The sequence below is a fragment of the Hahella sp. CCB-MM4 genome (genome assembly GCF_002260525.1).
In the GTDB taxonomy this organism is placed as follows: Bacteria; Pseudomonadota; Gammaproteobacteria; order Pseudomonadales; family Oleiphilaceae; genus Hahella.
The window spans coordinates 623327-637179 of record NZ_MRYI01000001.1 but is presented as its reverse complement, the minus strand read 5'-3'; the positions used below and the strand labels follow the sequence as shown (position 1 = coordinate 637179).

10 protein-coding genes are annotated in these 13853 nt (G+C 51.7%); 5 read left to right on the top strand and 5 right to left on the bottom strand.

What is annotated here, in order from left to right:
* The first annotated feature begins 506 nt into the window (after positions 1-506).
* Both BTA51_RS02830 and oadA read left to right on the top strand, forming a co-directional pair.
* Complete coding sequence (locus tag BTA51_RS02830; RefSeq protein WP_371333171.1) at positions 507-1922, top strand: acetyl-CoA carboxylase biotin carboxylase subunit; 1416 nt, start codon at positions 507-509, stop codon at positions 1920-1922.
* 6 nt (positions 1923-1928) lie between these two features.
* On the top strand, positions 1929-3731 hold the full coding sequence (oadA, locus tag BTA51_RS02825) for a sodium-extruding oxaloacetate decarboxylase subunit alpha (RefSeq protein WP_371333169.1): 1803 nt from the start codon (positions 1929-1931) through the stop codon (positions 3729-3731).
* Between the two features lie 60 nt (positions 3732-3791).
* Here oadA and BTA51_RS02820 read toward each other — a convergent pair whose 3' ends face one another.
* From BTA51_RS02820 to BTA51_RS02805, 4 genes are all read right to left on the bottom strand, one after another.
* Positions 3792-4688 (bottom strand): haloalkane dehalogenase, encoded by an 897-nt coding sequence (locus BTA51_RS02820; protein WP_094705866.1) that lies wholly within the window; start codon positions 4686-4688, stop codon positions 3792-3794.
* 110 nt (positions 4689-4798) lie between these two features.
* On the bottom strand, positions 4799-5860 hold the full coding sequence (locus tag BTA51_RS02815; protein WP_094705865.1) for a hypothetical protein: 1062 nt from the start codon (positions 5858-5860) through the stop codon (positions 4799-4801).
* Between the two features lie 75 nt (positions 5861-5935).
* On the bottom strand, positions 5936-7732 hold the full coding sequence (locus tag BTA51_RS02810; RefSeq protein ID WP_246840894.1) for an ATP-binding protein: 1797 nt from the start codon (positions 7730-7732) through the stop codon (positions 5936-5938).
* A gap of 9 nt (positions 7733-7741) precedes the next feature.
* A complete protein-coding gene (locus BTA51_RS02805) occupies positions 7742-8254 on the bottom strand; it encodes a hypothetical protein (protein ID WP_094705863.1) in 513 nt (170 codons plus the stop codon).
* Positions 8255-8471: 217 nt separating this feature from the next.
* Here BTA51_RS02805 and BTA51_RS02800 point away from each other — a divergent pair, with 217 nt between their 5' ends.
* The 3 genes from BTA51_RS02800 to BTA51_RS02790 all read left to right on the top strand — a co-directional run bounded on the left by BTA51_RS02800 (position 8472) and on the right by BTA51_RS02790 (position 12814).
* Positions 8472-9116 carry a glutathione S-transferase family protein gene (locus BTA51_RS02800; protein WP_094705862.1) on the top strand — a complete coding sequence of 215 codons (645 nt, stop codon included), beginning with the start codon at positions 8472-8474 and terminating at the stop codon, positions 9114-9116.
* A gap of 83 nt (positions 9117-9199) precedes the next feature.
* On the top strand, positions 9200-11941 hold the full coding sequence (locus tag BTA51_RS02795) for an ATP-binding protein (RefSeq protein WP_210404747.1): 2742 nt from the start codon (positions 9200-9202) through the stop codon (positions 11939-11941).
* A 12-nt stretch (positions 11942-11953) separates the two neighbouring features.
* Positions 11954-12814, top strand: a complete 861-nt coding sequence (locus BTA51_RS02790) for a mechanosensitive ion channel family protein (protein ID WP_094705860.1) — start codon at positions 11954-11956, stop codon at positions 12812-12814.
* On the opposite strand, the gene BTA51_RS02785 is transcribed toward BTA51_RS02790, so the two are convergent.
* Complete coding sequence (locus BTA51_RS02785; RefSeq protein WP_246840893.1) at positions 12789-13385, bottom strand: hypothetical protein; 597 nt, start codon at positions 13383-13385, stop codon at positions 12789-12791. The two genes, BTA51_RS02790 and BTA51_RS02785, sit on opposite strands and share 26 nt — an antisense overlap.
* Between the last annotated feature and the right edge of the window lie 468 nt (positions 13386-13853).

Below are 13853 nucleotides of genomic sequence, written 5' to 3'. Positions count from 1 at the left end.
TGGCCCTCCCGGAAATTGCGGGTAGTTTTGTTCGTTAAGGGGCTCTTCTGCTCGCAAAGTGGGGCGGAGGGCTTCGTGTAGCTGTAGCTAATGTAGTGGGCGGATGAATGCGGCGATAGGTAAAAATGCGGATTTAACAAAAATTCATTACAGGTAGATAATTATCTGTTTTTCGTTTTGAAAGCTCAGCGTATTTGCTGGCCTGACAGCTTGTTTCCCTACTAAATATCACCCTTTTCTGCCTTGATCTATATCAATATTAACAATTGTTAATTTGTCAGAATCCCCCATCTTTCCAATAGAATTGCGTACGGCCGAGATCTTTTTGAGGGGGAAATGGGCCGTAACACTAGGGTGTGCTGTCACATCTACACCTGTTCCTCACTCCCCTCCAATCGATTCGCCTCTCGGGTACAAGCTACCTTAAATACATTTTTCACAGCTATGGGAAGGGCCTGATTGTGTCTACCAATGCTACTTCGCCGGCGAGTAAGAATAATCTTTCCATCAAGAAAGTTCTGATCGCCAATCGCGGGGAGATCGCTGTAAGGATCGCCCGCGCTTGTAGGGAACTCGGAGTTCGTTCAGCGGGAATCTACACCGATGCTGACCGCTATGCGCTTCACGTTAAAAAAACCGACGAAGCTTATTTTGTGGGAGACGATCCCCTGCAGGGGTACCTGAACCCCCACAAGATTGTGAATCTGGCGGTGGAATCCGGCTGTGATGCGTTGCATCCCGGCTATGGTTTTCTTTCTGAAAATGCTGAATTGGCTGCTATTTGTGAGCAGCGGGGTATCAAGTTTATCGGTCCCAGTTCTGAAGTGATCAGTAAAATGGGAGACAAAACCGAAGCCCGTACCAGTGCGATCCAGGCTGGTGTACCGGTCACACCGGGAAGCGAGGGAAATCTTGCTGACGTGGAAGAAGCCGTTACCTGTGCTGCAGAAATCGGCTATCCGGTGATGCTGAAGGCGACTTCCGGGGGGGGGGGGCGTGGTATTCGTCGTTGTAATGACGAAAAAGAGCTGCGCGCCAACTTTGGCCGCGTGATCTCTGAAGCCACCAAGGCTTTTGGTCGGGCGGATGTGTTTCTGGAAAAATGTATTGTGGATCCTCGCCATATTGAGGTTCAGGTGCTGGCGGATTCCAAAGGCCACACTATCCACCTGTATGAACGCGACTGCTCTATCCAGCGCCGTAACCAGAAACTGATCGAGTTAGCGCCTTCTCCACAGCTCAATGAAGAGCAGCGTGACTATGTTGGTCAACTGGCGGTCAAGGTGGCGCGGGAAGTGGGATACGAAAACGCCGGAACGGTGGAATTCCTGCTAGACCACGACGACAGTTTCTATTTCATGGAAATGAACACCCGTGTTCAGGTAGAGCACACGATTACCGAAGCCATTACGGGTGTGGATATTGTTAAAGAGCAGATCCGTATCGCTGCGGGTGAAGCGCTGCGCTACGCTCAGGAAGATATAACTCACCGAGGCTTCGCTGCCCAGTTCCGAATTAATGCGGAAGACCCGAAAAACGGATTCTTGCCCAGCTTTGGTCGTGTCAGCCGGTATTACTCCCCGGGCGGCCCCGGCGTGAGAACCGACGCGGCGATCTACACGGGCTACACGATTCCACCCTACTACGATTCCATGTGCGCAAAATTGATTGTGTGGAATATGACCTGGGAAGAGCTGCTGGAGCGGTGCGAGCGGGCACTGGAAGACATGCAGATCTTTGGGATTACCACCACGATTCCATACTACAAACAGATTCTGCAGCACCCTGAATTTCAGGCTGCAAAATTCAATACCGGGTTTGTCGAAGCGCATCCCGAACTGACTCACTATTCTGTTAAGCGGCGTCCCGAATCACTGGCGGCCGCATTGGCTGCAGCTGTGGCAGCCCAGGCAAGCCTTTAAGGGAGGATGAACATGACACGTACTATTCAGCTCACTGATGTGGTTTTACGCGATGGGCATCAGTCACTGATCGCAACCCGGTTGCGCACCGAAGATATGCTGCCGGTGGCAGCCAAGCTGGACCAGGCTGGATACTGGTCGTTGGAAGTCTGGGGCGGCGCCACCTTTGACGCCTGTGTGCGATTTCTGAAAGAAGATCCGTGGGAGCGTCTGCGCGCGCTGCGCAAGGCGATGCCGAATACCCGTCTGCAGATGCTGCTGCGAGGGCAGAACCTGTTGGGTTACCGCCATTACTCGGATGATCTGGTGACGGCATTTGTGGAAAAATCTGCGGAAAACGGTATTGATGTATTCCGTATTTTTGATGCCCTGAATGATGTTCGTAACCTGGAAACTGCCATTGCCGCCACCAAGAAGGCGGGCAAGCATGCCCAGGGCACTATCTGCTATACCACCAGCCCTGTGCATAAGGTCGAGGCGTTTGTTGAGCAGGCTAAGCGCATGGTGGATATGGGGGCGGACAGTATTGCCATCAAAGACATGGCGGGGCTGCTGACTCCCCAGGTGACATTTGATCTGGTGTCTGCTCTCAAACAGGATCTCCAGGTGCCGATCTTCCTGCATTCACACTACACTTCCGGCATGGCCTCCATGTGTCAGTTGAAGGCGGTGGAAGCTGGAGTGGATCATCTGGATACCTGTATTTCCTCCTTTGCCGGGGGAACCAGTCATCCTCCCACTGAAACCATGGTCGCTGCGCTGCAGGCAGCCGGTTATCAGGTGGATGTGAAGCTGGATATGCTGGGCGAGATTGCTGACCACTTCCGTGAAGTCCGCAAGAAATATCACCAGTTTGAAAGTGAGTACAACGGCGTCGATACCAATGTGCTGATCAACCAGGTTCCTGGGGGCATGATGTCCAACCTGGCCAATCAGTTGAAAGAGCAGGGTGCGCTGGACCGCATCCGGGATGTCTTTGCTGAGATTCCCAAAGTTCGTGAAGATCTGGGCTTTCCGCCGCTGGTGACGCCTACATCGCAGATTGTCGGTACCCAGGCTGTGATCAACGTTCTGACCAGTAAGCGCTACGAAACCATTACCAATGAAGTGAAGCGCTACCTTCAGGGCTGGTACGGCGCGGCGCCGGCAGAAGTTAACCGTGAGCTGCAAAGTGCGGCGATTGGAAAAGAGGATGTCATCGATTGCCGTCCTGCTGACCTGCTGAAGCCGGAGCTGGAAAATGTGGCGTCTGAGATCAGTGGTATTGCCAAGTCTGAAGAAGACGTTCTGACCTATGCCATGTTCCCGGAAGTTGCCAGACCTTTCCTTGAAGGCCGTAATGCGGGCACTCTCAAGCCAGAGCCTTTGCAGCCTAAGGCCACGGCAGCCGGTGCTTCTGTTGCGACAGAGTTCAAGATCATGGTTCATGGTGAGACATACGATATTCATGTCACCGGTGTCAGCCCTCATGGCGACAACGAGCGTCGTTTCTATATGACGGTTGACGGTGTACCTGAAGAAATCGCGATCGAGTCTACCGGTGAATATACCCGTGGTGGCGGCGAAGGTAAGCGGCCACAAGCAGCAGGCCCAGGAGATGTATCAGCTTCGATGCCGGGCAATATTGTGGATGTCCTAGTAGCGGAAGGTCAACAGATTGCCGCCGGTGAAGCGGTTCTGGTCATTGAAGCCATGAAAATGGAAACTGAGATCAAGGCGGCCATATCCGGGACTGTGAAAGAAATCCTGGTGAAAAAGGGAGATCGGGTCACCCCTGGCGAGTTGCTCGTGCAGATCGACGCCGGTTAATTTCGGTTGTAGATCACTTCGGCACAGGGAAGTGCCAGCGTATTATGTGTTCCCGGATGGCTATTCGGCCATCCGGTCCAGCAGACGATTCACTTCGGTGGCAAACTCCGGTCCCGCATCCTCTTGCAGAAAATGCCCTCCCTTGAGAGTGACATGGGGTTGGCCTTTAGCGCCGGGGACACGTTCCTGAAAGTAGCGGTCTCCACCTCGCATAATGGGATCTCCATTACTGAAGGTGGTCAAAAATGGCTTCTGCCATTGCTGCAGTATTCTCCAGGCCCTTTGATTTTCCTCCGCGCCCAGGGCATCGGGCTCCGTGGGTACCAGCCTGGGGAAAGCCCGGGTTCCGGCCTTGTAACGTGAGCTTGGGAATGGGGCATCATAAGCTCGACGTTCGTCCTCGCTCAGGTTTTTAAAACAGCCGGAATTGACGATTTTGGAAATAGGAAACCAGGGGCTGTAGACCGCAAAGGCCCGCCACGCCTTGAATACAAATGGAACTTTCTGTTCGCCTGTGGGCAGAAAACCGTTACCAACGACAATAGCCGCAAAGCGATTCGGCATCAGGGTGGCCAGCCTCAATCCAAGCAAGGATCCCCAGTCCTGGCATACCAGACAGATATTCTGTAAATCCAGCTTGTCGACAAACTGTCTTAACCATTCAACGTGACCGGCATAACTGTAATCTTCCATTCGTGTGGGTTTATCTGATTTACCGAAACCAATCAGATCCGGTGCGATAACCCGATGTCTGGCACTGGCACAAATGGGAATCATATGGCGGTAGAGGTACGACCAGGACGGCTCTCCATGCACCATGAGGACCGTAAACCCGGATTCGCCCGAGCCCTCATCCACATAATGCATCCGCAGTTCCCCCAACTGCAGGTAGTGGGGAGAAAACGGGTAGTCTGTAAGGTTTTCAAAGCGCTCTTCAGGTGTTCTTATTATGTTCATGGCGGCTCCTCTTTGAAATCTGAGGCCTGGCCATATCACGCCAGGACCTGTTCACACTAATTCAATGCGGTAGTGGACTCAACGGGACGATGAGGGATATGTGCGCTGGTTCAGGCGGGGAACGGCAGTATGTTTTCCAGTCCCTTGCCGTGCTGGATCATGGCATCCAACTCTTCTGACATGCGCTTTCCTGCATCCAGTACTTTTTGCCAGTAGCGAATCCGGGTGTCGGCATCCAGATTTTTAAAATCATTACGGTCTGATATTTTCTGGTAAGGAAGACTGGACACCAATTCAGCGGATGGTGTCAGCAAAACCACATTGTCATAGCTCTGTGGCGATACCTTGCGATACCCCAAACGCTTGTCAAACCAGCCGGGAGTCACCGTCCGGGAAAAATGCGGATAGAGCATCAGGCCGTCATATTCATGAAAAGGCAGATCAAAGTGGTAGTCGATGATTCCACCGTCCCGGTAAATGCCTTGTGGTGCGCCCTCAATATTTTGTATCCCCTGTAATACCAAAGGAATTGATCCGCTTGCCAGCAGAGCGTCTTCTACATTCTCTGCCGTTAGTTTCGCGTACTGGGTATTGAAATCGTTGAACTGATAGTGGCTTTGGGATCCGGCATGAAAAATGACCCGCTCGAAGAATCGACCCAGCCAGGAACGGGATATCGCATTTGCCGTTGCTGCCAGTGCCAGGCCGGCAGTCTGAAGAAGAGGGGCTTCTGAGGCGACTGGTCCATGGCAGCGGTTGGCCAGTATATGCGTATGGATCATCGGGTTTTCTGCGATGTCTCTGGCGCCGTCTGAACCGAGCATGTGCTGTACCATCAGACGGGCCTGATCGGTGATCTGTTTGACACTTGGCTTTGCGGTGTAGGTTTCGTGGGAGTAGTAGTCCGCCAGTCGAGTGATGGCAGCGACCGGGTCCCGTTGTCCGAAGCAGGCCATTTGCCAGGCTCCGGCTGAAGACCCCAGGGTATGCAGTGGGGTTGTCCGTCCCTGAAAAAACTCTCCAAACAGGTAGCAGTCCAGTCCAAACAGAATGAACCACTTTGGCCCTCCGGATGCGGCGGCCATTCCGCTGAAGAGTTCCTGCCGGAAACCTTGCTCCAGGAGCATTTTACGGGCCTTGTTTCCGGCAATAACGGTCAGGGATGAACTCATAGACTTCACTCAGATTTAAAAACGCGAAATCATGCCACTCATTATGGCGGGCAACAAGCGCGTGGCGGAATCGACTCAGAGAAAGGCCGACTTGGCTGTCTGCATGTCCAGCTCGGAGTCCAATACCCGCTCCAGCTCATTGAAGTCGATAGGTTTCATCAATATCCGGTCAAACTGTATTCCCAGTGATTCGGCTTCAATCTGGGCGTTAATGTTGGCCGTTACTACGACAACGGGTGTATCCACCAGATAGGGTTGTGACTTTAATCGTCGATAGACTTCGTAACCGGTTACGCGGGGAAGGTTGAGGTCCAGGAGAATAATGTCGGGTAACGTCTGGGCCGCCACCTCGAGTCCCTGATCCGCGTCAGTCGCGGTAAGCAATTTTAATCCGGGAAATGATGAAAGGTATTGTTCCAACAGTTTCAGGTTCGTCTGGTTATCGTCAATGTAGAGGAGTGTTTTGGCGTCCGGCAGAGGCTCAATGGAGATAGGCTTGCGGTCGACATTTTCCGGCGCGAGAACTTCCTTCACCGGGAAATCCACCCAGAAACGGCTGCCTTCATCTTCCGTGGACTTGAAGCCGATCTCCCCACCCATCAGCATGACCAATTGCTGACACAGTGCCAGGCCTATCCCTGTTCCTTCGATAGTGACGTCATCAGCGAGACGTTCAAAGGGTTGAAACACCTTGCTCTGGTCCTGCTTTCTGATCCCGATACCGTTATCGATGACTTCAATACGCAGGTGGTTATCCCTTTCTCTGCGGCGTAATTCAATTTTGACCCAGCCATCCTTGCGGTTGTATTTGATGGCATTGGTCAAAAGGTTGGTGAGCACCTGTTTGAGACGGGTGTGGTCGACTTCCATAAGATAGTCAAAACGGGTGACAGGCGCATGCAGGGATATGTTTTTCTCGTAGGCGAGCCGATTCACCAGTTTGAAGCACTCATTGATCACTGTCATGACCGAGCAGGGCTCCATACTGATGCCGAGCTGGCCGCTTTCGATTTTTGACAGATCGAGGATGTCATTGATCAGGGAAAGCAGGTGCTCGCTGGCGGTATAAATTTCTATCACATTATCCAGGTGCTCCCGGCTGAGATTCTCATCCTCCATTTTGATGAGCTGGGCAAATCCCATGATGGCATTGAGCGGAGTACGCAGCTCGTGGCTCATATTGGATAAAAAGCGACTCTTGGCTTCACTATTGGCCTCTGCCCGGCGGCGATGGAATTCAGCTTCGGCCCGGTTCTTTTCGGCCCGTTCGATCATCAGGTACAGGAAGATAAAGCCCAGTAGTGAGAGTAGTGCCAGAACCCCCAGTAAAATTTCTGTCGACAGAAATACCGCGGACAGTTGCTTGCGGTTCGACACTATCTGTTCGATTTTGTCGTAGTTGATTTGCAGAGTGAGTTGGTGAGAGCGGTCGAGAAGCGTTTCCAACGCCTTTTCCAGTTGATCCAGGCTATTGGGTTCTCCACTCATGGCCCGATTAACTAAGGGATCAAGGTTCTCTGCCTGGCGAATAATATTCTGGAGCAATTTCTGGGATTTGGGGAGCTGATATATCGCGTCCAGAAACTCTCCATGTTTGAACAGGTCGGTACGGCTAAGTAACAGAGCGTAGCGCAGGTCCAGGTGGGGGAGAATCTCCGGTGTCTGCCTGGCCCGTAAGACGGTGCTGAGCGTCTGGTAGGCCTCGACTTCTATCTGATGGGCCGGCCATGTAATGTCGTCTTTTGCAATTCTGACTTCCAGTGTGCTCTCGCGCAGGTCCATGATCGTAAAGGTGACACTTAAGCCGAGGCATATCAACGTCAGAACAAATACTGCACCCAGGAATATCCTTAATCGGGACAAAGTTGGCACTCCATTGATCTATTGAAAAGAAAGGCGATCTAATTGCCAGATGCATCGTTGATAATAGGTTTCGCTGACCAGCTCAGTATGGTCGTCAAATGGGTAAATCACAAAAATCGGCCCTTTTTCCCGCACACTGATGGTTTTTCCGTCAATTCTGGTTGCCAGTACCACATCGAACTTTTCGAAATCCTCCAATGGAATGTTGATACTGTAATCATTCAAGGCTGTCGCCTTAACCTGTTCTCCACTTGCACCGAGCAGTTTTACCAGATCTCTGGCCAGAGGCCCGGTAAACTTCCGTGGAGCATCATACCAGGGAGTTGAAGTGGTAATCGAAAATTGAGGCAGGCTGTCCAGCATCGTCAGGTCCAGCTCTGCTGCACCGTCGGTATTTGTATTGGAAACCTTTCCACTGACCGTCAGTAAAATACGGCCGGCCGGTGACTCCAGCGGTGCTGACAAGGCCGACAGGCTGGCCATGAGCAAAAATATCAAAAACAGGATGTGGCGGTTAATAGGTTTAGGCATTGGTACCCTTGATATTATTCGTGTAAAGCTTGCATCCTCTAATAATAGCTACAAATTCTCAGCATGTAGTGGCATGAGTATCTGAAGCAGGCGATCAAGTTCCTTTAGTGTTATTTTAGGTTGCCGACACCGATAATGGTACGTTTATAAGGAATGGTTCTCCACCTTACCGGCCAACTCGCCCCAAGGGAATACGATTCGAACAGGATAAACTACAATGATGACACTGGTAATTGGTAATAGGAATTATTCTTCCTGGTCGCTTCGGGCATGGTTGGTGCTGCGTCATAGCGGTATGGATTTCGAAGAAAAATGTATCGCCCTGGATACCCCCGGTTATCGTGACCAAATATATCGATTCTCTGATGCCGGTCGGGTTCCGGTTCTTATTGATGGGGAGCTGACCGTCTGGGACTCCCTGGCCATTGCTGAATATGTGGCAGAGAAAGTACCAGGCCTGTGGCCGGAAAATGCCTTAGACAGAGCTTTGGCCAGAGCCGTCAGCGCCGAGATGCACAGCGGGTTTATGGCTTTACGCCAGGCCTTGCCGATGAACTGCCGGGCCCAAGACCGAAAAGTGGCTCTCAGTAATGAACTTGCCAATGATATTTCCCGTATCGACCGTCTTTGGAATGAATGTCTACAAAGACAACCCCGGATGGGCGGTCTGTTTGGTGAGTGGTCTATCGCCGATGCCATGTTTGCGCCAGTGGTCTTCCGATTTGACTCCTACAACATACAACTGTCCGAGTTGTCTCAGCGTTATGTGGAATGGCAGTTGGAGGATGCGAACATGCAGGAGTGGCTGCGCATGGCGACAGAAGAGTCGGAAGTCATCGAACGGGAAGAGATCGGCTTGTAGTGTCGTCTGTCCGCGGCAACTATGGCGATTATGTAAGATGGAGCAGTTTGACTGGATTATTCTCGAAGCCTATGGGTAGTGTAATGCGATACCGCATGTTGGTCCTTCAGATCCTGGTTATGGTGACGTGTTTTCTTGTTGCCGGGGCCGGACGTGCTGACTGCAAGGATGCAAACCTTCAACTGCAAAGCCTTAAAGCAGAGCAGCAACAACTTATCACCGCACAGCAGAGCTTTGTGGCTATCCGTCAGGGTAAAATACCGCTGACATTTCAACGTGCCCACTTGTTTCCATTCGCTTTGGATGACATGACCTCTCGCAGAGCCTATATGGCTGCCCTGTCCGCACAGGGGGTTAATGTGCCCTTTGAAGCCGTCGAATGTGAAAAGCTGGCTGACGATATCACTGAGGTTCAGGGACAACTGGTTCCGTTGAGGCGGGATGTCGTTTCCATCAGGGAGCACTGGCTGAGATTGCCGTCGAGCCAACTGGCGGCTCTTGAAAGCCTTTTTCACCACTGGTCCGGCAGCAGTGGCTGGGTGATGCAACTACAGTCCTCTGACGCCGCTGTGCCCGATATTACCTCCCTTCGCCACCTTACCCAGCAGTGGCAGCAGCTTAGTGGTCAGTTAGCTCAGCGTCTCAGCTCGGGACCTGTCACTGTTGCTGCAGCCGATTCTCTCTGGCGTGAAATCATGACCTTGCCTGACAGTGTTGCACCGGTGCCGATAGACGCTGATGCTCAGCTAAAGAATATGGCTGACGACATTGAATCTGCGGTGCAGGTGTTAAAAACCATCGCGGTGTATTACCACAATCTGGCTCTCAACAACGATGGCTTGGATACCATGCTGGAGCAGCCGGATCTGGCCTTGGAAGATATCTCCCGGGAATTACACTGGCTGATGCCGGTTCTGCTCATGCGCTTTTTTGAAAATATGCAGTTTGAGCACGAAACCGCCAGTACCCAGGGTCATCTTGTGGCGTTGTATTCAGCTTGGTCAATGCAGCTGATTATGCTGATTGTGGCCATTGTCTTCATGTTGAGACTGGCCACGCTCTCCACCAAAGGAGTGGCTCACCTTCAGCGTCGGATGTTGAGCAGGCTGGGGCATGGTCCCAGTATGCGGATTCTTAACTCTCTGGTATGGGTTATCAAACCCAATGCCGCCTGGCTGGTTATCTGGGGACTGGCGGTATATGTGAGCATGCTGGCCCCCTCCCACTGGCATATTTTCCGTCTGCTTGCCCCCCTGGGGGTGGTTTATGCCCTGTTCCGGGCTGTACGGGTGCTCAGTGAGTGGTTACTGGCCCGTATGCACTCCAGGGTGGACCAGTTTGTTTCCCAGTCAGGGGCTTCCAGGATGCACGATCGGGCCGGCCGGTTTTCTGTGGCGGCGGTTGTGGGATGGGCACTTCTGCAACTGACAGCCGTCGCCGGCGGAGGGATGCTGCACAGCCTGCTGCAAGTGACGCTGAGTGTATTGATGTGGGGGCTCTTGATTGTCACTCTGAGACAGTACTCGCCAATCACGGAAAAATTTATCGCTCACCAGCTGGCACCAGCTAAAGCTGCTGTCGCGGAGGCCGGTTTGAGGAAACCCTGGCTGCTGCTGTTTTGGCCCGCTCTGTTTGTCCTGGCCCAGTTGCGGGATCTTGTACTGAGTCTTCACGGCAAATTATCTCAGTTTGAAAATTACCGGACATTGTCCCTGCGACTGCTTCGATTGCGCCTGGAGACCGCCATAGGTAGCGATGAAGAAGAGAAAGACGCGGAGCTTAACCCATTTCTGGAGAAGTCCTACCGATATTGGTTGCTGGAGCGTGACGAGCAGGAACAGCCTCTGATCACTCTGGAGCAGACACTGACGCTGATCACTGAGCCCGTAAGCCGATGGTTTGAAGGGCATCAACAAGATAATGTGCTGTTACTACATGGAGAGCATGGCGCGGGTAAGACCCATCTCATACGGCAACTGGTCCGTCACCATTCCCAGTGGCTGGTTCAATGGATGGATGTCAGGGCGAAGACCTGTACCTCGGAAGATGTCCGTTTGATGCTTGAGGAGCATGAGAAAGGCTTACCGGATGAATCGAACGGCCAGCAGGAAAAGCGCCTGGTGGTGATCGACCAGACGGAAAATCTCTTACTTGCCCAGACCGGATATTTTGACGGTGTGCGTGAACTGTTCAAGACGTTGCACAGACGCAATCCCCATGTTTTCTATTTGGTGATCATGCATGGCCCGAGCTGGCATTACCTTTGCCGGGTATTCCGGCATGAGCATCCGTTCACTCATGCTGTCAGTATGCCGCGTTGGACCGCGAGTGAGATGCGCAAGCTGATTTTATCCCGTCATCATGCTTCCCGCAGGAAGCTGCAATATGATGATTTGCTTCTATCGGCAATGGCCGGAACGGAAGCATCTTCATTCCGGGCGGCTGATACCCGGGTATTTAATCTGTTGTGGGAGCTTAGTGGTGGTAACCCGGAAATGGCCCTGCATCTTTGGTTGGGAGCCGCCAGTTACGAAGGGCGGGATGTGGTGATTGCTCTTCCCCAGCGTCCTGCGGCAACATTTTTGTCTTCGCTGTCTCTGGATGCCTGCTTTATCTTACTGGCACTGGTAACTCATAAGGCGCTTAACCATGAAGAGCTGGCATTGGTGACGACGCTGTCGTTATTGTCAGTGGAACAAACCATGACAGCCTGTCTTGATCAGGGGGTGGTCAGGACGGATGCCGGCGGTCGTTGGCGCATAACACCGCTATGGTATGGCTCTGTCATTACCCATCTGAGCCGAAAAAACATGGTTTACAGCTAGAGGAAAGCAACAATGGATAGCAAGGCGGTAGATCAACTTGAAATCCTGGGGACCGTGCTGGACCCCGCCAAACTCACTTTGTTTTTGCTGGGGGCACTGTTTCTTTGGGTGGTAAACCGTCTGGTTCGCCATTTAGCGCAAAAACTGATGGAGTCACTGCCCGGTCATCGCTTTGTCATACTGCAGACCGTCACCTTATTCAGCTTTATCTGGTATCTGGGAGGGTTGTATGCCCTGATTGTGGGGATACTACAGCCTCCTCATGAATTGATGCTGGCCCTGGGAGGAAGTGCGGTTGTGGCGGTAGGTTTTGCCCTGAAGGATGTGGCTGCCTCCCTGATCGCCGGGTTGATGCTGCTGTTTGACCGCCCATTTCAAGTCGGGGATCGAGTCAGTTTCGGAGATGTCTACGGCGAAATCGTTAGTATCGGTCTGCGTTCGGTGAGAATTACCACCCTGGATGACAATACCGTGACCATTCCCAACTCCCGGTTTATTACCGAAGTGGTGTCTTCAGGGAATGCCGGAGCCATGGATATGATGGTGGTGACGGATTTCTATCTGGCTCTGGATGCGGATCTGAAGCTGGCTCAGGATCTGGTGCATGAAGTCCTGATTACCAGCCGCTATATCTACTTGAAAAAGCCGGTGGCGTTCACGGTGTCCGAACATCCACTGTCAGACCGCCTTGCTATCAGGTTGAGGGCAAAGGCATACGTATTTGATGTGCATTTCGAAAAAGCATTTCAGTCGGATATTGTGATCCGCACAGAAGCTCTCTTCCAGGCACAAAACATCAAGCGGCCCGGCCGCGATATGGAGCCTGCACCGTCGCCATTGCCGTTACCTATCTACTCCTCAGAAAGCCCGTGAGCTGACCAATCCAACCTTTTTCGTCTTTGGTTTTCTTGCGGGCTTTCCCGGATTTGCTGACTTCTTCCAACAAATGTGTCGGAACGTCATACTTATCCAGATAGGCATCTTCACACTGCAACAGTTTGTCGAATGCCTCAGACTGATCAGACAGTCCGCGTAGCTCACAAATCCTTGTTATAGCAAGTTCGTAAGCTTCATCAAACCCGTGTTTATCAACAGAGACTGATTTAAACAGGGGCTTACGGTCCGGCAGCTTGACCCGTATTTTGAATTCGGTTGCCGGCTTGCGGCCTTCCCGATGACGGGTTTGCAGTTGCAGTCCAACGACTGTGCCATCTTCGTGTATCAGATTATCGCCACTAAGCGCGATGAGTTCACGCACTGCTGTTTGCCATTGCTGTAGGCGCTGGTCAATTTCCTTTGCCTCTTTCATGGCGCGTTTCATCGCCGCCTTGGATGGCCCATCGACCCGAACATAACGCTGTTGTTCGCGGCCGTTAATGGCTCTGGTGATACGAAGATAGGTGCGTGAGCTGTCGTTGCTATCTTTAAATACTGTTATTCCCATGGCAGCAGTTTCACCTTTTCTGACCAATACCAGTGATCAATCCAGTAACAAACCACGTAGAAGCCACTTAGATTGAACGCTATCTACCGTTACGAGATAGCGGCTTTTTCAGATGATGTTCAGGATAATAATTGTCCGACTTTCCACATTTTTCCAGAAATCATCCTCAATTGAAGATAAAAAAAATTAATATGGAAGCATCTTAATGTAACTATATCGCCTTAGATGGAGGCAGAGTGCTTTAAATTCAAGCCTTTAGAGATTATTGCCGTAAATTGGTCGAGAAGTCATGCCAAATAATTTTTTTTAGCGGCAGAACTCAGATATGTGAAATTTCTGGAAGGGAGCTGAAAACGGATGTTGCAGATTGTCCCTGAAATTTGAGCGTTAGCCATAAATGGCAAAATTCTTTCAGGAGAATGATTAATGAATGGTTGAGACTAACTCTTCCGCCTCAGTGGCGGAAGA